General features: G+C 71.9%; 15 protein-coding genes and 1 pseudogene. 8 read left to right on the forward strand and 8 right to left on the reverse strand.

Annotation, left to right across the window (positions count from 1 at the left end; genetic code table 11):
- Positions 1-183 precede the first annotated feature (183 nt).
- The gene (locus ACIQOU_RS02575; protein WP_401533212.1) at positions 184-1,680 is read left to right on the forward strand and encodes an acyl-CoA synthetase; all 1,497 of its coding nucleotides are present in this window, start codon (positions 184-186) and stop codon (positions 1,678-1,680) included.
- A gap of 161 nt (positions 1,681-1,841) precedes the next feature.
- Here ACIQOU_RS02575 and ACIQOU_RS02580 read toward each other — a convergent pair whose 3' ends face one another.
- The 3 genes from ACIQOU_RS02580 to ACIQOU_RS02590 all read right to left on the reverse strand — a co-directional run bounded on the left by ACIQOU_RS02580 (position 1,842) and on the right by ACIQOU_RS02590 (position 6,278).
- Positions 1,842-2,780 (reverse strand): DUF5829 family protein, encoded by a 939-nt coding sequence (locus ACIQOU_RS02580; RefSeq protein WP_401533214.1) that lies wholly within the window; start codon positions 2,778-2,780, stop codon positions 1,842-1,844.
- A gap of 152 nt (positions 2,781-2,932) precedes the next feature.
- Positions 2,933-4,231 (reverse strand): phenylacetate--CoA ligase PaaK, encoded by a 1,299-nt coding sequence (gene paaK, locus ACIQOU_RS02585; RefSeq protein ID WP_401533216.1) that lies wholly within the window; start codon positions 4,229-4,231, stop codon positions 2,933-2,935.
- 283 nt (positions 4,232-4,514) lie between these two features.
- Positions 4,515-6,278 carry a sulfatase gene (locus ACIQOU_RS02590; RefSeq protein WP_401533217.1) on the reverse strand — a complete coding sequence of 588 codons (1,764 nt, stop codon included), beginning with the start codon at positions 6,276-6,278 and terminating at the stop codon, positions 4,515-4,517.
- A 298-nt stretch (positions 6,279-6,576) separates the two neighbouring features.
- Between ACIQOU_RS02590 and ACIQOU_RS02595 the strand changes: the two are divergent.
- The 4 genes and pseudogenes from ACIQOU_RS02595 to ACIQOU_RS02610 all read left to right on the forward strand — a co-directional run.
- A pseudogene (locus tag ACIQOU_RS02595) lies at positions 6,577-7,015 on the forward strand (hypothetical protein); the annotation flags it as partial.
- Positions 7,016-7,109: 94 nt separating this feature from the next.
- Positions 7,110-7,352, forward strand: a complete 243-nt coding sequence (locus tag ACIQOU_RS02600; protein WP_401533219.1) for a DUF397 domain-containing protein — start codon at positions 7,110-7,112, stop codon at positions 7,350-7,352.
- 151 nt (positions 7,353-7,503) lie between these two features.
- The gene (locus ACIQOU_RS02605) at positions 7,504-8,406 is read left to right on the forward strand and encodes a universal stress protein (RefSeq protein WP_401533221.1); all 903 of its coding nucleotides are present in this window, start codon (positions 7,504-7,506) and stop codon (positions 8,404-8,406) included.
- 184 nt (positions 8,407-8,590) lie between these two features.
- Entirely contained in the window at positions 8,591-9,088 is a 498-nt protein-coding gene (locus ACIQOU_RS02610; RefSeq protein WP_401533222.1) for a hypothetical protein, read from the forward strand.
- 4 nt (positions 9,089-9,092) lie between these two features.
- Here ACIQOU_RS02610 and ACIQOU_RS02615 read toward each other — a convergent pair whose 3' ends face one another.
- Together ACIQOU_RS02615 and ACIQOU_RS02620 are read right to left on the reverse strand one after the other, a co-directional pair.
- The gene (locus tag ACIQOU_RS02615) at positions 9,093-11,057 is read right to left on the reverse strand and encodes an N-acetylmuramoyl-L-alanine amidase (RefSeq protein WP_401533223.1); all 1,965 of its coding nucleotides are present in this window, start codon (positions 11,055-11,057) and stop codon (positions 9,093-9,095) included.
- Positions 11,058-11,338: 281 nt separating this feature from the next.
- On the reverse strand, positions 11,339-12,484 hold the full coding sequence (locus tag ACIQOU_RS02620) for an aminoglycoside phosphotransferase family protein (protein ID WP_401533225.1): 1,146 nt from the start codon (positions 12,482-12,484) through the stop codon (positions 11,339-11,341).
- A 231-nt stretch (positions 12,485-12,715) separates the two neighbouring features.
- Here ACIQOU_RS02620 and ACIQOU_RS02625 point away from each other — a divergent pair, with 231 nt between their 5' ends.
- Positions 12,716-14,206, forward strand: coding sequence for a hypothetical protein (locus ACIQOU_RS02625; RefSeq protein ID WP_401533227.1), 1,491 nt, complete (start codon positions 12,716-12,718; stop codon positions 14,204-14,206).
- Positions 14,207-14,287: 81 nt separating this feature from the next.
- Here the strand turns inward: ACIQOU_RS02625 and ACIQOU_RS02630 are convergent, their stop codons facing one another.
- Positions 14,288-15,694, reverse strand: coding sequence for a PP2C family protein-serine/threonine phosphatase (locus ACIQOU_RS02630; RefSeq protein WP_401533228.1), 1,407 nt, complete (start codon positions 15,692-15,694; stop codon positions 14,288-14,290).
- 291 nt (positions 15,695-15,985) lie between these two features.
- Here ACIQOU_RS02630 and ACIQOU_RS02635 point away from each other — a divergent pair, with 291 nt between their 5' ends.
- Entirely contained in the window at positions 15,986-16,399 is a 414-nt protein-coding gene (locus ACIQOU_RS02635) for an SsgA family sporulation/cell division regulator (protein WP_401533229.1), read from the forward strand.
- Between the two features lie 66 nt (positions 16,400-16,465).
- Here the strand turns inward: ACIQOU_RS02635 and ACIQOU_RS02640 are convergent, their stop codons facing one another.
- Positions 16,466-17,563, reverse strand: a complete 1,098-nt coding sequence (locus tag ACIQOU_RS02640) for a chemotaxis protein (RefSeq protein WP_401533231.1) — start codon at positions 17,561-17,563, stop codon at positions 16,466-16,468.
- A gap of 53 nt (positions 17,564-17,616) precedes the next feature.
- Complete coding sequence (locus ACIQOU_RS02645; protein ID WP_401533232.1) at positions 17,617-19,200, reverse strand: alpha/beta hydrolase; 1,584 nt, start codon at positions 19,198-19,200, stop codon at positions 17,617-17,619.
- A gap of 297 nt (positions 19,201-19,497) precedes the next feature.
- Between ACIQOU_RS02645 and ACIQOU_RS02650 the strand changes: the two genes are divergently transcribed.
- The gene (locus ACIQOU_RS02650; protein WP_401533234.1) at positions 19,498-20,217 is read left to right on the forward strand and encodes a chaplin; all 720 of its coding nucleotides are present in this window, start codon (positions 19,498-19,500) and stop codon (positions 20,215-20,217) included.
- Positions 20,218-20,223 lie beyond the last annotated feature (6 nt).

Here is a 20,223-nt window from a genome sequence, read left to right on the forward strand (position 1 = left end):
ACCGGCTTACGCGCGCCCGCACTTACCGGTCAGACCACCCCATCTCCCTTGCTCGGAAAGAAAAATGACGGTGTATCAGAGAGGGCCTGACGGCAGTTGCGCGACCCCTCCCGGCAGGGCCGTACCCGTCCGGAATGACCGTCGGCTTGACCTGTTCCCGTGCCGGGCCGAGGATCATGAGCCATGACGCAGGGACAGGGCAGCACCGTCGACGGGGCGCTGCGACGCAGTGCCCGCCGCACCCCCGCACGCCGCGCGGTCGAGTACCGTGACCGCACCTGGACGTACGAGGAACTGGACGCGGCCGTCTCCCACGCGGCCGGCGTCCTGCTCGCCGAGGGCCTGGCACCCCGCGACCGGGTCGCCGCCTACGGCCACAACTCCGACGCCTACCTGATCGCCTTCCTCGCCTGCGCCCGCGCGGGCCTGGTGCACGTCCCCGTCAACCACCACCTCACCGGCGACGACCTCGCCTACCTCCTCGACCAGTCCGGCTCCACCCTGGTCCTCACCGACCCGGACCTCGCCACCCAACTCCCGCCCGGCACCAGGGCGTTGCCGCTGCGGGACGCCGACGGCTGCCTCCTCGCCCGGCTCGCCGACGCCCCGCCCTTCGACGGGCCCGAGCCGCGCTCCGAGGATCTCGTCCAGCTGCTCTACACCTCGGGCACCACGGCCGAGCCCAAGGGCGCGATGATGACCCACCGGGCCCTGATCCACGCCTACTTGAGCGCGATCACCGCCCTCGACCTGAGCGCCGGTGACCGTCCCGCGCACGCCCTGCCCCTCTACCACTCCGCCCAGCTGCACGTCTTCCTGCTGCCGTACCTGGCGGTCGGCGCCACCAACCTGATCCTGGACGCGCCCGACGGCGACCTCCTCCTCGACCTGATCGAAGAGGGCCGCGTGGACAGCCTGTTCGCGCCGCCGACCGTGTGGATCGGCCTCGCGGCCCGGCCCGACTTCGCCTCCCGTGACCTGTCCGGGCTGCGCAAGGCGTACTACGGGGCGTCGATCATGCCGGTGCCGGTCCTGGAGCGGCTGCGCGAACGGCTGCCGAAACTGGGCTTCTACAACTGCTTCGGCCAGAGCGAGATCGGCCCCCTCGCCACCGTCCTGGCACCCGACGAGCACAAGGGCCGGATGGACTCCTGCGGCCGCCCGGTGCTCTTCGTCGACGCGCGGGTGGTCGACGAGGCGGGCGACGAGGTCCCCGACGGCACCGCCGGTGAAATCGTCTACCGGTCACCGCAGTTGTGCGAGGGCTACTGGGACAAGCCCGAGGAGACGGCCGCCGCGTTCCGGGACGGCTGGTTCCACTCCGGTGACCTCGCGGTGCGGGACGCGCACGGCTACTACACGATCGTCGACCGGGTGAAGGACGTCATCAACTCCGGTGGTGTGCTGGTCGCTTCACGTCAGGTCGAGGACGCCCTGTACACCCATGAGGCGGTCGCCGAGGTCGCCGTGATCGGGCTGCCCGACGAGCGGTGGATCGAGGCCGTCACGGCGGTCGTCGTCCCGCGCGGCGCGGTCACCGAGGCCCAACTCCTCGCCCACGCACGGGAGAAGCTCTCCGACTTCAAGGCACCCAAGCGGATCTTCTTCACCGACGAACTCCCGCGCAACGCCGCCGGGAAGATCCTCAAACGCGAACTCCGGGACCGGTACGCGCATTGAGGCGCCGATCGAAGGCCCCTGCACAGCCGCGCCCTGCCCGCCGGGGCCGTGCGGGGCGGTGAACACGGCCCACCTGGCAGGCGGGGGCACCGAACCGCCCAACCACCCTGTCCTCGCCGGGTGTTGCGCGCGGCACCCGGCGGGGACCTGGTCGGCAGCGGCTACTGCGGGGCGTCGAACGTCCACACGGCGCCGCTGCCCGGGCCGACGGTGAGGGTGGAGTGGCCGATGCGCTGCTCGTGCCGGTCCTTGAGGGGCCGGTTGAGCGACAGTTCGAGCTGGCGCAGCCCGGCACGGTCGCGGGTGACGGGGTCGAGCCGGATCGTGGTGCCGCCGCCCCGCGCGAGCACCGCGCCACCCGTCAGGGTCCGCACGTCGAACCCACCGGCCCGCAGCAAAGGCACGGTGTCGGCGAGGTCGCCCGCCGTGACCGCGAGCCGGACGGACGTCACGTCCCGCATCAGATGATCACGGTAGCCGTCGGACAGGTACCGCTCCCGGCCCACGTCACCGGGGTAGCGGGCGGGCTGGGTGTCGCCGCGCGGGTCCGCGAAGTACTCCGGCAGGTACTCCATCCCCCACGCCCCGAAGGCGTCGTACCCGGCGTCGGTGAACACGGCGTCGAACCACGGCACCGGAACGCCGTCCCCGAAGTCACGCGTCTGCCGGAACGCGACGGGGTCGGCCACCCCCTCGTCCGGCAGTCGCCGGGTCACCGTGGCCAGATCCCCGGCGTACTCGGTCGAGAGCCCGAGCCCCGCGGAGCCGAGGGTGCCGTCCTGGCCGGGCACATCGCCGACCCCGAACAGTTCGAGGTAGGTCTCGCGGCCCATCAGATAGCGTCCGGTCCAGCGCTCCCCGCCGGTCCCGGTCGTGGTGCGGACCTGGAAGTTCGCGAACTCCCTTAGATAATCCGAGTGTTCGATGGCGTCGGCGGTCTCCCGGTCGAACACCCCATAGGTGTGGTTGAAGAACAGCAACTGTCGGCCGTCCGGCGCCCGGCCCTCCTCGGCCCGCGCCGTTCTCGTTCCCCCCTCCACCGCGCCCACGAGGGCGACGGCGAGGACCATGACGATCCTTAACGTTCGGCGAAGCAGCATGCGAGGGATCGTAGGGCGGAACGAGCCACCCGCGCCGCACCTTTTCGACAGCCGCCACCGACCGGCTCCAGCCACCGGCACCGGGCTGACCCCAGGCCCAACACCGGCCGCGACGGCCCCTGTTGGACCCGGCGAGGAGCCCGGCAGCCGTGCTACTCCCGGCCCCGCAGGTCGACGATCCGCCGGATCTTGCCCACCGACCGTTCCAGCGACTCCGGCTCGACGATCTCCACGGTCACCGACACCCCGATGCCGTCCTTGACGGCCGCCGTGACCGCCCGGACCGCCGCGTCCCGCACCTCCGGACCGGCGCCCGGCCGGGCCTCCGCGCGGACGGTGAGCGCGTCCAGCCGCCCCTCCTTCGTGAGACGCAGCTGGAAGTGGGGTGCGACCCCCGGCGTCCGCAGGAGGATCTCCTCGATCTGGGTGGGGAAGAGGTTCACCCCGCGCAGGATCACCAAATCGTCGCTGCGCCCGGTGACCTTCTCCATCCGCCGGAACACCCGGGCCGTCCCCGGCAGCAGCCGGGTCAGATCCCGCGTCCGGTACCGCACGATCGGCATCGCCTCCTTGGTCAGCGAGGTGAACACCAGCTCGCCCCGCTCACCGTCCGGCAGCACCTCGCCGGTGATCGGGTCGACGACCTCCGGATAGAAGTGGTCCTCCCAGATGTGCAGCCCGTCCTTGGTCTCCACGCACTCCTGCGCCACCCCCGGACCGATCACCTCGGACAGCCCGTAGATGTCGACCGCGTCGATCGCGAACCGCTCCTCGATCTCCGCCCGCATCCGCTCCGTCCACGGCTCCGCCCCGAAGATCCCCACCCGCAACGAGGTGGAGCGCGGGTCCACGCCCTGGCGCTCGAACTCGTCGAGGATGGTCAGCAGATACGACGGCGTCACCATGATGATCTGCGGCTCCAGGTCGCGGATCAGCTGCACTTGACGGGCCGTCATACCGCCGGACGCGGGGATGACCGTACAGCCGAGCCGCTCTGCGCCGTAGTGCGCGCCGAGCCCGCCGGTGAACAGGCCGTATCCGTAGGCCACATGGACCGTGTCGCCGGGCCGCCCGCCCGCCGCGCGGATCGACCGGGCCACCATGTCGGCCCACAGGGACAGGTCGTTGTCCGTGTACCCGACGACCGTGGGCTGACCGGTGGTGCCACTGGACGCGTGCAGTCGGCGCACCCGGTCCCGGGGGACGGCGAACATGCCGTACGGGTAGTGCGCGCGCAGATCCGCCTTGGTGGTGAACGGGAAACGGGCGAGGTCGGCGAGCGAGTGACAGTCCTCGGGCCGCACGCCCGCCTTGTCGAACGCCTCCCGGTAGAACGGCACATGGGTGTACGCGTGCAGCAACGACGCCCGCAGCCGCTCCAGTTGCAGCGCCCGCAACGCCTCCGCGTCGAGCTGTTCCCCCGCGTCCCGCCACTCCGTCGCATCCGTCATCGGGACTTCTCCCTCGCCAACCGTGCCAATACGGACGACCGATCATTCGGTCGTTGTGCTCGGGATCAGTAATCCAGGGTGAACGGGGCACGGGCAAGGGGCGCGCGCACTTTCGCGCAGATTTCTGTCGGCCGAGTCGCGGGGCGAGGGCTGGCGGAGGCCTATGGGGGGGCGGACGGAGTCCGATGGGGGCCGGTCGGGGGCAGAGAAAGGCGGCCCGGCCGCGTGACGCGGCCGGGCCTGCGGGGCCGTGGTCACCGGCCCGGGTGCGGGAGGGGGAACGTCAACTGCCGTCCCCGTACGCCGACATGAACCGGTCGCGGAACGTGTCCATGCCCCACTGAGGCCCGTTCTCGGCGGGCTTGAGGCCGGTCGTCCAGCCCCAGTCGGAGATCTTGTCGAGGACCTTCTTGTCGTGGGCGACGATGGTGATCGGCACGTCCCGGCTGGTGCTCCCGGCGGTGACCGTCGGCACCGGCTGGTGGTCGCCGAGGAAGACCAGGACCGTGTCGTCGTCGCCGTAGCGCTCGACCCACTCGGTGAGGCTGTGCAGGGAGTACTCGATGGCCTTCTTGTACTCGGCACGGACGCTCTCCGGGTCCTTCCAGACCTCGGCCGGGTCCTTGCCCTCCTTCTTGATCCGGTCGAAGACCGAACCGTCACCCAGGTCGTCCCAGTCGATCATGTGCGCGACGGGCGCCCAGGGGTTGTGGCTGGAGGCGAGGATGATCTCCGCCATGATCGGGTCGCGGTCCTTCCTGCCGTGCTCCAGCCGTTCGAAGGCCTCCAGGCTGAACTGGTCCGGCACCGGCGTCCAGCTGAAGTAGGGCCCCTGGTAACCGAGGTGCTCGGAGTCGTAGATGTGGTCGAGCCCGAAGTACTTCCCCTCGGGCCAGGCCCGCCGGACGCCCGGCACGACGCCCACGGTGCGCCAGGCGCCGGTCTTCTGGAAGTAGCTCGTGAGGGTGGCGCGGTCGCTGGTGGTGAGGGAGCGGTAGCGCTGCTGGTTCTTGATCCACAGGCCGGACAGGAACGTCGAGTGCGCCAGCCAGCTGCCCGCACCGGTCACCGGCGACCTCAGCCACGCGCTGCGCGAGTCGAACCCGGCCGCCTTGAGGTCGCTGGTGCCCTGCTTCAGGACCGCGTCCACGTCCGACGCCATCGCCGGATCGTCGATCGCGACGCGCCCGTAGCTCTCGATGAACGTGAACAGGACGTCCTTGCCGCGCAGCCCGGTCAGCAACTGATCGGGCGGGGTGGCGGCGAACGCGTCGACGGACGCCTGCTTCTGGAAGACCCGCCCGTCGGCGAGGCCCGCGCGGACCTCCTCGACCCGGTTGCCGACCAGGTCGGCGTCGAGCTTCGAGGCGATCGGCACCCCGGAGAACTCCACGCCCAGGGTGACGCAGGTGATCCACGCCGTGCCGAGGGCGAGGGTGGTCCGAGCGGCCGTGGGGCGGTGCCGGACCATCAGCTCGGTGAGCCGGACGACCGCGAGCGCCGTCAGCACGAGCAGGGCGACGAGTCCGACGACCACCCCGATGACGGCGGCGATCTCACCGGTGCGTCCGAACGACTCCCGCACCCACTCCGTCGCGCCCTCCAGGAGCATCCAGTCGAGGACCAGGTCGAAGGGCCGCACCAGCACCGAGTAGAAACCCATGTCGACCAGTTTCAGCACCGTCAACAGCCCCAGGAACACACCGGCGACGACGGCTGTCGCCCGTCGGAGCTTCGGCGGCAGCGCGAGCAGCAGCCCCGCGATCAGGACGCCCTCCGCCGGAATCCGCAGGAACGACTGGACGTCCAGCCGGTCGAGCCGGTTCGGCACCAGCAGCGCGAACAGCACCAGGGCACCGGCGAGCACGGTGACCCCCACCCGCACCCCGCGCGCGGTACGCGGGTACCGGACACGCCAGCCGAACCAACCCGCCTTGGGCGAAGGGGAGTTGGCGGCCTCGGGTTCGTCCCGCTCGCCGGGATCGGGGGCGACGGCGGTGTCCTCGTCGGAGTCCGGCAGTCGGTGAGGGGGCGTGTGGTGCGGCACCCGGGGGGTCCTTCCGTGCTTGGCGCGTGATGACACAGCGGCCCGGACGCGCGGGCCAGGGCCGCCAACCTCCGTACGGCCCACCCCGGTCCACCGTTCAATCCACCAGGTCGAGCGAGCGCAAAGAGTACGCCGGCCCGACCCCGGCCCACGCGCCGTCCACCGCCCCCTCCCAGCCCCACCGACTCACCCTCCCCGACTCGCCGCCCACGCCGGAGCCTGCCAACGGCCCCTGGAAACAGCCGAGTTGCATGCCCCGCCCACCTCGCAGGAGGTGCTCCCACGCCGCGCCCTGCGCCTCGGCGCCGTTGGCAGACCGATGCCGCGCGTGCACAGCGCGGGCTCCGTCGGCGGCTCCGCCGTGCTGGGTGCCAGGCACCTCGTCGCGGCCCGCGTCCACTCCACCGGCCTCACCCTCGCCGTCGAAAAACAGTCCGAGCCCGGCGCTGTGTGGGGCCCGTCGCCGCCGACCCCCTTCCAGCAGCCGCTGCTCACCGAGTCCGGTGCCGCCGCCCTCGGTGGCGGCCAGCTCGTCCACATGTCCGGCCCTGTCCTGTCCGCCCACCCCATCGGCGCTCCCCCGGCAGTCTCCGGTCGTGGAGGCCGTCCTCCCGGTGTGCGGGCAGGCCGGAGAGGGCCAAGTCGGCGGTGTCCGGCGGGTGTTGGGGCGCGCGTGCGGTGGCGGATCGCCGTTCTTCGTCAGGTGGCTCGTCGGTGCCGTACCCCCTGACGTCTGAGACCTCCCCGAAACGCCCCCTTCACGTGGCCTGTTGGCGATGGATGGGGCTCACTAGGCTGACCGCGGACGACGCAATCGAGAGGAGCACGGACGTGGCCGAGAGCACCATCCAGCAGCACCCGCTCGCAGGTTGGGACAAGCCGGAGCTGGACCTCAGCAGCGCCGAATGGCACTCCAGCAGCCGTGGCCTGGGGGATGTCCAGATCGCGTTTGTGGAGGGGTTCATCGCGATGCGCAACAGCGACCGCCCGGAGAGCCCCTCCCTGATCTTCACCCCCGCGGAGTGGGGCGCCTTCGTGTCGGGAGCACGGGAGGGCGAGTTCGACCTGACGTGAACGGACCGGCCGGGCGGCGACGCGTCCGCCCGGCGGTGCGGGTGTTCCCGGCGATTTTCCGGACACGCGACCTTGAGCACCCTCCGGGACCCGCCTCTGCGCGAGGCTGGCCCCGGAAGGTGAAGGTCGTACTCCGGAGGTGAGGAACCCCATGAGCACCCTGCCGGTCATCGCGGCGGTCGACGGTTCGGACGACAGCCTGCGCGCCCTCGACTGGGCCGTCGACGCCGCCCGCAGGCGCACGGCACCCCTACGGGTCGTCCACGTACGCCAGTACGCCGCCTGGAACGACACCGGCGTCCCCCTCGCCCCGGCCCCCGACCCCGACGGCGACCCCGTGCTCGACGAGGTCCGCCGCCATCTCGACGGCATCGCCCACCTGCCCGAGACGGACTACCTCGCACTGGCCGGCACCCCGGCCGCCCTGCTGCCCGAACTGGGGCCCACCGCCCAGCTGTTGGTCCTCGGCTCCCGGGGCCGGGGCGGCTTCGCCAGCCTGCTGCTCGGCTCCAACGGCATGGCCGCCGCCCGTGACGCCGACTGCCCCGTCGTCGTCGTACCCCCGGCCGGCCGCGAGGTCCACGGCGACGAACCGGCCGAACCCGGACCCCGGGTGGTCGTCGGCGTCAAGGTGGACAGCCCCGACGAGGCATCGCTCGACTTCGCCTTCGCCGAGGCCGCCCGCCGCGACGCCCGCGTCCAGGCCGTCGCCGCCTACACCTGGCCCGTCCAGACCTGGGCCACCCCCGGCCAACTCCTCCCGCCCTGCGTCGACCAGAACGCCATCGAACAGGAGACCCGCACCCTGGCCGAAGAGGCCCTCACCCCCTACCGGGACCGCTACCGCACCGTCCGCGCCGACGCCGTGGCCGCCCCCGGCGACGCGGCCGGCCACCTGGTCGCCGCCTCCCGGGACGCCACCCTGGTCGTCGTGGGCCGCCACCACCGCCGCCTCCTGGCCCCCGCCCGCCTCCTGGGCTCCGTGACCCAAGCGGTCCTCCTCCACGCGGCCAGCCCGATCGCCGTCATCCCACCCACCCCGGAAACCCCATGAGGACGGGCCCCCCGCCCCCACCGAGGCGGACCACGGTCGACGCGGCCCACCGCACCCACCGAACAGGCGCGGGGCTGTATCGATGTGCGGCTCCGCCACGCGGGCGCAAGCACCCGCACCCCGGCCCGCACCCGGCCCCCTGACCGACCCCACACAGCCGAACGGCACGTCGTACCATGGCGACATGTCGTTCCTCCGCCGCCGCAGCGCCACCCCCGCCGGGCCCGACTTCGACGTCCTCGCCATGGACCCCGGCGACTGGCCCGGCAACCTCGGCGCCGGACTCCTCCCCGCCCCTGACGGCAGCTGCCAGGGCGTCTTCCTCCGCTACGACCTCTTCGGCGGCCGCGGCCCCGCGATGATCATCGGCAACCTCCCCGAGGGCTCCCCGGCCCGCGACACCGCCGACGACGAGATCCCCTTCGAGGTCGCCCAGCTCCTGCTCGCGCTGGAGAACGACGAGGAGATCACCGTCGTCGGCGTCGAGGACATGCCCGTGATGCAGGGCGACGGCCTGATGATCGTGCGCCGCCTCAAGCTCTCCGAGAGCCGCATCTCCTGCGTCCAGTTCGACCGCAGCGACAACGTCCTGGTGACCATCGCCGCCTGGGACCGCCCCATCACCGACGACCTGTACGCCCTGCTGAAACCGCTCCCGGCGGAGCTGTTCCAGCAGGGCTGAGGCGTCAGCGCCGGGCGGTCACGACGTCCACGTCGGCCGCCCGCACGAACGCCACCCGGTGGCCGTACTGGATCTCGTAGTACAGATCCTTCCCGACGACGACCCGGTGCGAGTCGGTGGTGAACGTCGCCGAGTAGTCGTACTCACCCGGCACCCGGTCACCGACCGCGTACTCCTGACCCGCGAGCACCGTGTACGGCAGCGCCGTCACCGCCTGCACCGGCACCCCCGTCGGATAGGCCGACGCCTCCGGATAGGCCCGCCCGTACACCGGCACACTGGTGGCGCCCTTCTTGGGCGTCACCACCAGACCCGCCGTCCGCACCGCCGTCGGCTGCCCCTTCGGGTTCTTGAACCACGCCTTCTGCCCGAGATACCAGATCGCCGTCCAGTCACCGTCCCGGCCCGCCACCGCGTACCGCTGCCCGGTGGAGACCCGCGACGACAGGTCGTTCACCCCCGTCGTCGGAGTGGTGCCGAGCCCGATGTCCTTGATCAACGGGTAGCTCTCACCCGGCCCGGAGTACAGCCGCACCTCCCCCGAACCGTGCGCCGCGCACGCCACCCCGGCGGTGACACAGCCGGTGAAGACGGGCTGGTTGGCCGCGTAGTCGGGGCGGATCGTCACCAGCCCGGCGTTCTTCGCACCGCTCGCCTCGAACGGACGGCCCAGCAGCTCGAAATAGTGCCGCCAGTCCCAGTACGGCCCGGGGTCGGTGTGCATCCCGGAGATCGTCGACGCCGTCGTCCCCGGAACGTTGTCGTGCCCGAGGATGTGCTGCCGGTCCAGCGGGATGCCGTACTTCCCGGCGAGATAACGCACCAGGCGGGCCGACGAACGGTACATCGCCTCCGTGTACCAGGTGTCCGGCGCCGCGAGGAACCCCTCGTGCTCCAGACCGATCGACTTCGCGTTGACATACCAGTTCCCCGCGTGCCAGGCCACGTCCTTGGCCTTCACATGCTGGGCGATGAGCCCGTCCGTGGAGCGCAGGGTGTAGTTCCACGACACATAGGTCGGGTCCTGCACCAGCTTGAGCACCCCGTCCCAGGTGCCCTCGGTGTCATGGATGACGATGTACTTGATGCTCTGCGACACCGGCCGGTCACCGAGGTCGTGATTGCCGTAGTCGTCGGCACCGAACTGCGTGTACGGCGCCGGAACCCACTCGCACGACACCGACCGGGGACACTCCGTGTTCGCGTCCGACACCGTCCGCAGCCCCGTCCGCGCCAACTGCGCAGAGTCCGGCACGAGCCCCGGCCGCGCCGCCAGGACGACCCGCTGCCCGGCGTCGTTGGTGCGCCGCTCACCGGTACGCAGCACGTCGTAGACGTCATCCGCGTACGCGGCGGCAGTCCTCGCGTCGTCCGCGCCGGAGAACCCGGCCACCGCGCCGTACCAGTCGGCCGGGTCCGAACTCAGCGGCTCACCCAGCTTCTTCTGGGCCGCGGCCAGCAGCGCGGCACCCCCGGCCACATTGGCCGCCGGGTCGGTGCGCAGCGCACGGGCACTCAACCCGGTCAGCCCGGCCGCCTTCGGCAACGTCCTCAGCCGCGCCGGAAGCACCGAGTCCGCGGGAACGGCGGTGTCCGGATGCAGCGGGGCCCGGGCACCGTCACCGCGCGCGTCCTCGACGCCCTCGCCGTGATGGGACGTGGTGGCGAGCGCGGTACGCGCGTCCGTGAGATGCATCGGCCCGTAGCCGCCGCTCACACTGGGCGCCCCCGCATGAGCGTCCCAGCGGGACTGGAGGTAGGAGACGCCCAGCAGCACACTCTGCGGGACGTGGTACTCGGCGGCGGCCGACGCGAACGCCCGCTGCAACCGCTCGCCCGAGGATGCGGCGGCGGGCGGGGCGACACCGAGCAGCGGCAGCAGCAGCGCGGCCGTGGCGACGGCACCGACGGCGCTGCGGGCGCGTCTTTCGCCGGGAAGGGACGTGGGATCGGGGGCGGTCACACGCAATGCGGCCTCCTGCTCCTGGAAGGGACGGGCGCGGCGAGCGATCCGAGCGTGGCTCAGTGGTACCGCCGGTCCGACGATCCGTCAATCATGCCCAGGAATGCGAGGATTTCCCTAGTCAACACGGTGAAAACAGGGGTTCCGCGGCGCGGATGCGCGGGCCTGCGACGCGTCACCGGCCTACACCAATGGCGCACCCGCCAGAGCCCCTCGCAACACCGGACGGGCGGCAAAAAACCCGCGGTGCGCCACCCCCTGGCGCACCGCGGGCCACCGCCACGCCGTCAGCGGGTACCCACCGCCGCGCGCACCGCCCGGCGCGCCATCTGGCAGTCGTCGTGCAACCGCCGCAGCAGCAGCCGCTGTTCCTCACCGGTCGGCACCGCACCCGGCTGCCCCGCCGGACCCACCGCCATCGGCGCCGCCTCACGCAAGGAACGTTGCAGAGCCGTCTCGTAGGTGCGGATCTCGCGGGTCAGGATGAGCATCAGGTTCACCAGGAACGCGTCCCGCCGGGCCGGTCCACCGTCCTGCGCGAACTGGCTGATCTGACGCCGGGCCCCCGGCGCGTCCCCGAGCACCGCCCACAGCGTCGCCAGGTCGTAGCCCGGCAGATACCAGCCCGCGTGCTCCCAGTCCACCAGCACCGGACCGGCCGGGGACAGCAGCATGTTGGAGAGCAGCGCGTCTCCGTGACAGAACTGGCCCATCCCCTGCCGCCCGGCGGCATGCGCGATGCCGTGCAACAGCTTTTGCAGGTCGCCCAGGTCACGGTCGGTCAGCAGACCGAGTTCGTGATACCGCGCGATACGGGCCGCGTAGTCCAGCGGGGCACCGAACGTGCCGGCCGGCGGCCGCCAGGTGTTCAGCCGGCAGATCGCGCCCAGCGCCGCCCTGATGTCCGCGCGCGGCGGCGCCTCGACCGGATGCCGCTGGAGCGCGGCCACCCGTCCCGGCATCCGCTCGATCACCAGCGTGCAGTTGTCCGGGTCCGCCGCGATCAGCCTCGGCACCCGCACCGGCGGACGGTGCCGCACGAAGGAGCGGTAAGCGGCTATCTCGTGCTGGACCCGCTCCGCCCACACCGGTGAATGGTCCAGCAGACACTTGGCGACGGCCGTGGTGCGCCCGGTCGTCCCGACCAGCAGCACCGAACGGCCACTGCGGCGCAGCACCTGCACCGGGGCGAACTCCGGGCAGATGCGGTGCACGGACGCGATCGCCGAACGGAGTTGGGCACCCTGCGGGCCGGACAGATCGAGCCGCCCGCTCAGAACAGGGGCACCGGACCCCGGCACCCGTCGCGCCCGGGCGGCCCCGAGCGCGGGGTTCGCGGGCCGGACGGCGGGATCGAGGTAAGGACCGCTGCCCGCCGGGCGGGGGTGCAGCGGCCGGGGCGGGGCGGACACGGAGGACGATGCTGCGTACATGGGCGAAACAGATCCCTTCGTGTGCCTGCGACGACAGTGCGCCACCCGGCCCGGTCACCGGACGCACCCTGGGGAGTGCCCTCGGGGACCGGGTCGTGGTGGCGCATTCCTACCTGACACCCGTTCTCCCCTGGCACACCATGTGGCGCACCCTGGCGAACCCTGGCGAATAGTCGCCCGGCACCTCCCACGGGGCTACATTCAAGTCAGCCGAGAACCTGGGGGCTTGACGTGAACGGACAACCCAACTCCCGCCTGGCGGACCTGTTCGGCCTGACCGGCTGGTCCAAGGGGGAGCTCGCGAGACTGGTCAACCGGCAGGCGGCGGCCATGGGCCACCCGCAACTGTCGACCGACACCTCGCGGGTACGGCGTTGGATCGACATGGGGGAGATCCCCCGTGATCCGGTGCCGCGGGTGTTGGCGGCGCTGTTCACCGAGCGTCTCGGCCGTGTCGTGACCATGGAGGACCTCGGTCTGGTCCGGCACGGGCGTACGGGAAAACGGCAGGGCGACGGGAGCGTGGAGCATCCCGACGGTGTGCCGTGGGCGCCCGAACGGACCGCCGCGGTCCTCACCGAATTCACGGGAATGGACCTCATGCTCAACCGACGCGGCTTGGTGGGCGCGGGTGCCGCGCTCGCCGCGGGAAGCGCACTCACCAGTGCCATGTACGACTGGCTGCACACCGATCCGGCCCTCACGGCCGACGCCCCTCGAACCGACGATCCCCTGCACGCCGACCCCGCCGGGTTCGACCGCTATGAGGCCGCCCCCATCGGAGCGCAGGAGATCGAGGAACTGGAGCGCTCGGTCGAGGTGTTCCGGGCCTGGGACGCGGCCCGCGGCGGCGGGCTGCAACGCAAGGCCGTCGTGGGCCAGCTCAACGAAGTGGGCGGCATGCTCGCCTACCACCACCCCGACCATCTCCAGCGACGTCTGTGGGGCGTCGCTGCCAACCTCGCCGTGCTCGCGGGCTGGATGTCGCACGACGTCGGCCTGGAACCCACGGCCCAGAAGTACTTCGTCATCGCCGCGCACGCGGCCCGGGAGGGCGGCGACCGGCCCCGCGCCGGTGAGGCCCTGTCCCGGGCGGCCCGTCAGATGGTCCACCTGGGCCGTCCCGACGACGCCCTCGACCTGATGAAGCTCGCCAGGTCCGGGTCGGGCGAGCAGGTCCTGCCGCGCACGCAGGCGATGCTCCACACCATCGAGGCGTGGGCACAGGCGTCCATGGGCAAGGGGCAGGCGATGCGCCGCACCCTCGGCCAGGCGGAGGACCTCTTCGCCAAGGACAAGGGCGATGTGCCGCCGCCGAGTTGGATGCAGACCTTCAAGGAAGAAGATCTGTACGGCATGCAGGCCCTCGCCTACCGCACGCTGGCCGAGCACGATCCGGGCGCGGCCGCGCACGCCCAGCACTTCGCGGAGAAGGCGCTGGCGCTGAGAGTCGACGGACGGCAGCGGTCGAAGATCTTTGACTATCTGTCGATGGCATCGGCGTGCTTCATCGACAAGGACCCCGAACAGGCGGACCGGTACGCGCGGTTGGCCCTGATGTCGATGGGCTCGAACTCCTCCCACCGCACCTGGGACCGGCTGCGCCAGATGTACCGGCTCACCGGCGAGTACGCCGCCTACCCGGACATCCGAGAACTGCGGGAGGAGATCAAACTCGCCCTGCCCAAACAGGCGAAGGGCGGCAACAGCGCACGGACATAGAGGGTCCGTGCACCACACCGCCGCACTACTGGCCGCGCGTCCGGTCGGAGCGCTCCAACGACGGAGCAGTCCGGGCCGTCGTCATGGCCGTGCCGTCACCCGGGCGACCAGGGCGCAGGCGGGGTCGGCGCCTCGGCTGTCGCCGAACTCCTCGGTCAGCAGCCGCACGCAGTCCTGCGCGGTGTCCGCCGCGTCGAACAGCGGGGCCAGGTCGAGGAGTCGGCGCGAGGTGTCCGTCCCGGTGTGCCCGGAGACCAGCCCCTCGGTGGGCAGGAGGAGCACGTCGCCTCGCTCCAGGGGCTGTTCGAGCTGCCGGTAGGCGGTGCCGGTGGCCGTGCCGAGGAGCGGGCCGTCGGGTGCGCGCAGGGTGCGTCCCGTGCCGCCGCGGAACAGCAGCGGGGCGGGGCGGCCCGCCCGGGCCCAGAGCAGGGTGCGGGTCTGGGCCCGGTAGCGGCAGCAGAGCGCGCCGGCCAGGGCGGCGGGCCCGCTGGTGTCCAGCAACTGATTGAGGAGCGTGAGGAGTTGACCCGGTTCCGTACCGGCCAGGGCCATCCCCCGCAGGGCGCCGAGCAGGATCGCCGGGCCCGAGTCGAGGGCGTCGGCGTGCCCGGTGATGTCACCGACGCCCCACACCGTCTGACCGCAGGGAAGTTCGAGCGCGTCGTACCAGCTGGCGCCGATGGGGGAGTGGGGTGACGTCGGTGCGTACACCGCGATGTCGAGCGGGCCGGGTCCCTGGTGTGACCGGGTGAGGGCGCCCTGCCACGGGGCGGGGTCCCGGGGTTCGGCCGGGCGGGCGGCGGCGGAGCGCGGGGGACGCAAGGAGGCCCGGGACTCGGTCAACGTCCTTTGCGTGCGCCGGAGTTCGCTGACGTCCCGGACGACGGCCCACATCGAGGTGGTGCTGCCGTCACCGGCGAGCACGGGCTCGCCCATCATGTGCACGGTCCGCACGGTGCTGTCCGGGCGGACGACGCGGAACTCGCCGTCGATCGGCCGGGCGTCGATGAGACAGCCGGTGACCATGGAAGAGAGGGCCGCCCGGTCGTCCTCGTGGACCAGGGACGGCAGTTCGTCGAGGGTGAGGGGAGCGGCGGCGGGGTCACGGCCGAGGATCTGGTACAGCTCGGCGGACCAACTCGCCTCGTCCGTCAAGAGGTTCCACTCCGCGCTGCCCACACGGCTGAGCAGGGAGTCGGGCCCGGGGAGCGGCGGCACGGCCCGGGGGCCGGGGGGCGGGATCGAGGGGGCGAGCGGAGGCCCCTCGCGTAACTGGGCCAAGTGGGCGTCGAGGTCGTCGAGTTGATGGAGCGCCAGATCACAGAGCGCGCGCTGCCAGCGCTCCTCCGGGTCGGAGCCGTCGGCCGGCGCACCCCTGCGCACGGCGTCCACGTCACCTTTGAGCCGTCGCGTCTGCGTTATCAACGCGTCGACCGAACCGGGCTCCGGCTGGGGGGCCGGGCGGTCCGCGGAGAGATGGGGCGGCATGACGCACTCCGATGCGGGGACGGGACGACCAAGACGGGGGAGGGACCGTTACGACTCTGGCACAGCCCGCGACGCGCTGTAAGGGATTTGGCAACACCCGATCCGGTGGTGCTTCTGACATATGCCAGCGTCCCCACAGGTGGACAAGGGGGTGGATAGGGTCACCCGGCAGCTAAATGTGACGCAGATCACGCAGGAATTTCCCGTTCCGACGTAATGCGATCGGCACCTGCGGACTCGTAAGAGGACACGGCAATCCGGCTCACCTCCGACCGCAGTGGAGACCCGACCTTGGACATCACCCTTGAGCAGCCCGCCCGCGGCCGTCTGATCACCGCGGACCAGCGAGAGCTGCCCATCCCGGCCACCCTGCGCTACGCCGCGGCCGACCCACTCGCCGTCCACCTCGACTTCCCGCCCGAGGTCTCCCTCGACCGGACCTCCGTCACCTGGACCTTCGCCCGGACACTCCTGGAGGACGGGCTGCGCGGCCCGGCCGGCGGCGGCGACGTCCACATCTGGCCCTGCGGCGAGGACCGCACGGTACTCGAACTGCACTCCCCGTTCGGCCTCGCCCTGCTCCGGTTCGACGCCGCCCCGCTGCACCGCTTCCTGCTGCGCACCTACGCCGTCGTCCCGGCCGGACAGGAGGACCTGAGCGCCGCCGTCGACGAAGGACTCACCGCCCTCTTCGGCAGCGTCTGAGACGAACCGGCCGTGCGACCGCGGGCGTAGGGACACCACCACCGTCCCCCACGCCCGCACCCGGCGTCAGTACCGCAGCACCCCCGCGATCCCGGCCGCGTCCGCCAACGTGCCGTCCGGCACGAACCGGACTCGCGCACCGGTCTCCAGACACTGCTCGACGATCTCGTCCACGATGTCCTCACGCGCGTCGAGATCACCACCGTCCGCCGGGATCAGATGATCACCGGCGTCGTCGCGCACCGTCACCCGGAAATTCTCCTCGACCACCAGCAACCGCACCCGCCCCTCCCGGGCGCTGCGCCACAACTCGTCCACACCGGCCGCGTAGGCCTTGTGACCCCGCGCCGACTCCAGCTCCCGGACCGCCTCCTCGGCACCCCGCTCCGCCTGCGCCTCCACCTCCGGCCGCACCGTCCGCCACACCGCGTCCGGCGTACCGTGCGCGAGACCGCCGTGCGGCACCTGCACCGCCCCCTTGGCGGCGCCACCGAAATCGTCGAGAGCGGCCAGCGCCGCCGGCTCCCCGGTGACGAACAGCGGACGCGGGTGCCGACGCAGCAGCGCGGACATCGCGGTGTCGGCCTCGCGCAGGAAATGCCGGGTGTCCTCGTCGCGATAGGTGCTCGGCACATCACCGATGCGCTGCTGCCGTTCGGCGTCGAAGTTCTCCGCGCTCCTGATCAACGGGAAGGTCGCACCGGTCGCCTCGGTGACCCGGCCCTGACCACCGCTCCACAGGGTCACCAGATGCGCGGAGACCGACAGCACCCAGAACGGCTGGGCCGCCGCCCGCGCCGAGACCAGATTGCGGGTGAGGAAGGTGTCCGACAGCACCACCCGCTCCGGAACGGACCTGGCGAGCGACCAGACCTGATGCTCACCCGGCGCCGCGAAGATCACCAACCCGTCCTCGGAACGCGTCAGATCCACCTCGGCCAGAGCCCGGTCGAGATGGCGGACCACGTCCTGACGCCGTTCCCTGGTCACCGCGGGATCGGCCTCCAGGCGCCGCTTGGCCTCGGCCACCACATTCCGCAGCCGGACCGGGTCCTGCGCGTTGTCGGGCTCTCGGCGATGGGTCGGCGTCAGCACGGACACGGCCGGATAAGGCCGCGGGTGCCGCAGCTCGGACAGGGCGGCAGGACTCAGGGCGTGCTCCATATCAGCACGATAAGTCCGTTTCGCCGCTCGGGCATTCGGGGGCGGAGGACGGCTCACCCGCCCCCGCTCCCGCCCTCGGGCCCGCACGAACTGCCGGTCGGCGGCAGACCCCCGTACAGCAGGAAGGCGTCCACCTTGGCATGCACGCACTTCGACGAGGAGTAACCGGTGTGCCCCTCACCCCTGTTGTCCAGCACCACGGCAGAAGGCCCCAGCCGCCGCGCCGTCTCCACCGTCCACCGGTACGGCGTCGCCGGATCACCCCGCGTGCCGACCAGCAGCATCTGCGGAGTGTCGACAGCACGCACCCGGTCCCGGATGCAGTCGGTGCCCTTCGGACGGCCGTAACACATCAGCACCTCGATGAGCCGGGAGCGGCCGAACACCGGGGACGCCCGGTCGAACTCGGCCCGCAGCCCGGGGAGTTCGCCGGTGAGGCGAGCCGCGTCGGGCCGGTCGGGGTCGTCGGCGCAGTTGATCGCCATCAGGGCCGCCGGGAGATTGTCGAGGGGCACGTCGTCCGCGTCGACGAGCCCACCGCCGTCCCGGGCCCGGAAGGCCGGGGCCATACCGCCGGAGGCGAAACGCAGCACCCCGCTGGTGTCGCCGTCCTCGACGAGTGAGGCGAGCGCCCGCTCCAGGGACGGCCACAGCCGCCGGCTGTAGAGGGCCTGACCGAGGGCGCCCACCAGATCCTGGCCGGTGAAGTCGTCGCCGAAGCCCGTCGGCACCGGGTCCTCGTCGAGCGACCGCACGAGCCGCACCACCTGGGCCCGCCCCTCGCGAGGGTCCTGCCCGAACGGACACGCGACGTCCCGCGCACACCAGCCGACGAAGTCGTCCAGCGCCCGCTGCTGCCCCTCGGCACCGGCCACGCCCTGCTCGGCCATCGACTCGGTCAGCGTGTCGACCCCGTCGAGGACGAACCGCCCGACCTTCTTCGGGAACTGGGCCGCGTACACCGCGCCGAGCCGGGTCCCGTACGAGAAACCGAGGTAGTTGAGCTTGCGGTCGCCCAGTGCCTGACGGATCACGTCGAGGTCGCGGGAGGCGTTCACCGTCCCGATGTGGGGCAGGACAGGCCCCGAATGCCGGGCGCAGTGCTCGGCGAGGGTCCGCAACTGCCGCAGCACGGCGGGCGGATCGTCCATGCCGACGCCGTCACCTGCGGTGCCCGTGACGCCGGTGCGACTGTCCCCGCAGCTGACCGGCGACGACCTGCCGACGCCCCGCGGATCGAAGGACACCACGTCGTAGCCGTTGGTCAGCCCCATGAAGTCCTTGCCGCCGACGCCGAGTTCGGCCACACCGGCGCCACCAGGGCCGCCGAAGTTCAGCAGCACCGAGCCCCGCTTCTTCCCGGTCGCCCGGTACCGGGCGAGCGCCAGATCGAGGGTCGCGGCGCCGGGACGCGCGTAGTCCAGCGGGACCGTGACCTTCCCGCACTGCACATCCTCGGGCAGGTCCAGGCCCTCGCACCTCGACCAGGCGACCTGCTGCCGGTAGAACCGGGCGAGGTCGGGCCCGGCACCGTCCGCCGCGGTCGCGGGGAGCCCCGCGGCCAGCAGCGTCAGACCGACGGCCGAGATGATCGCGGAGCGCCGGAGCGTGAGCCGCGTCGACAACGTGGCCAGCATGAATGCCTCCAGGGGCACCCGTCGCGGTCCGGGAGAGCGGCGCCCTCGCTCACGATAAGCGGCCACCGAAGGGCCCGCCTCCGGGCGAGCGGAGCAGCGCGAAATGCCCTATCGTGCCCACTTTCTGTGCGACTGCGGCATCTTTGCGACCAGTTCGATAACGGAGACGCTCAAAGGGGTGAAAGCCGGTTGAGGCATAACCCCGAGGGCCCGGCCGCGTTCTATCCGGTGCGGGCGTCTGCCCGCTTCTTTGGCGCGGGCCATGACCCGCGCCCTCGTCTGGAAGGCAGAGAGCCTATGCGAAGGGTCACCCGCAACGGAGTGATCGCCGTCGCCGCCGTCTCGGGCGCGATGGCCGTGACCGGGTCGGCGTTCGCCGACTCCGCGGCGAACGGTGCCGCGGTCGACTCACCCGGTGTGATCTCGGGGAACACCGTGCAGCTGCCGGTCCACGTTCCGTTGAACGTGTGCGGCAACACCGTCAATGTGGTGGGACTGCTCAACCCGGCCATGGGCAACACCTGCGCCAACAAGGGCGGCGGCGCGGGTGGCGGCAAGGGCGACGACAAGGCCGGCTCCGCCAACGGGGGCGGCAGCACGGCCCACGGCGTGGCCAAGGGCTCCCCGGGGGTGATCTCCGGCAACGGCATCCAGCTGCCGGTCGACCTCCCGGTGAACGTGAGCGGCAACTCCGTGAGCGTCGTCGGCGTCCTCAACCCGGTCTTCGGCAACCACTCCGAGAACACCGGGGTGAGCCGGCCGCCGCACCGCGTCACCCCGCCCACCCGGCCGACCCCGGCCACCCCGAAGCCGCCCACGGAGCGCAACATCCCGCCGGCCCCCGAGGAGCAGCCGAGCACGCCCCCGAAGACCGAGGTGCACACCGAGGGACGGCAGGCCGTGGCCCTCGCGCACACCGGCGCCGACCAGACCCTGCCCGCCGCCGCGGCGAGCCTGGCACTGATCGCGGGCGGCGTCGCCGTCTACCGGCGCGCGCGCCGGAACGCCACGCGCTGACGGCCG

It is taken from the genome of Streptomyces sp. NPDC091279 (genome assembly GCF_044757465.1).
In the GTDB taxonomy this organism is placed as follows: domain Bacteria; phylum Actinomycetota; class Actinomycetes; order Streptomycetales; family Streptomycetaceae; genus Streptomyces.

What these genes read in the sequence shown, in the direction of transcription:
- ACIQOU_RS02630 (WP_401533228.1), bottom strand. Translation starts at nt 15,694, where the DNA reads ATGCCGCCCCATCTCTCCGCGGACCGCCCGGCCCCCCAGCCGGAGCCC.
- ACIQOU_RS02610 (WP_401533222.1), top strand. Translation starts at nt 8,591, where the DNA reads ATGTCGTTCCTCCGCCGCCGCAGCGCCACCCCCGCCGGGCCCGACTTC.
- paaK (WP_401533216.1), bottom strand. Translation starts at nt 4,231, where the DNA reads ATGACGGATGCGACGGAGTGGCGGGACGCGGGGGAACAGCTCGACGCG.
- ACIQOU_RS02575 (WP_401533212.1), top strand. Translation starts at nt 184, where the DNA reads ATGACGCAGGGACAGGGCAGCACCGTCGACGGGGCGCTGCGACGCAGT.
- ACIQOU_RS02640 (WP_401533231.1), bottom strand. Translation starts at nt 17,563, where the DNA reads ATGGAGCACGCCCTGAGTCCTGCCGCCCTGTCCGAGCTGCGGCACCCG.
- ACIQOU_RS02645 (WP_401533232.1), bottom strand. Translation starts at nt 19,200, where the DNA reads ATGCTGGCCACGTTGTCGACGCGGCTCACGCTCCGGCGCTCCGCGATC.
- ACIQOU_RS02620 (WP_401533225.1), bottom strand. Translation starts at nt 12,484, where the DNA reads ATGTACGCAGCATCGTCCTCCGTGTCCGCCCCGCCCCGGCCGCTGCAC.
- ACIQOU_RS02605 (WP_401533221.1), top strand. Translation starts at nt 7,504, where the DNA reads ATGAGCACCCTGCCGGTCATCGCGGCGGTCGACGGTTCGGACGACAGC.
- ACIQOU_RS02580 (WP_401533214.1), bottom strand. Translation starts at nt 2,780, where the DNA reads ATGCTGCTTCGCCGAACGTTAAGGATCGTCATGGTCCTCGCCGTCGCC.
- ACIQOU_RS02650 (WP_401533234.1), top strand. Translation starts at nt 19,498, where the DNA reads ATGCGAAGGGTCACCCGCAACGGAGTGATCGCCGTCGCCGCCGTCTCG.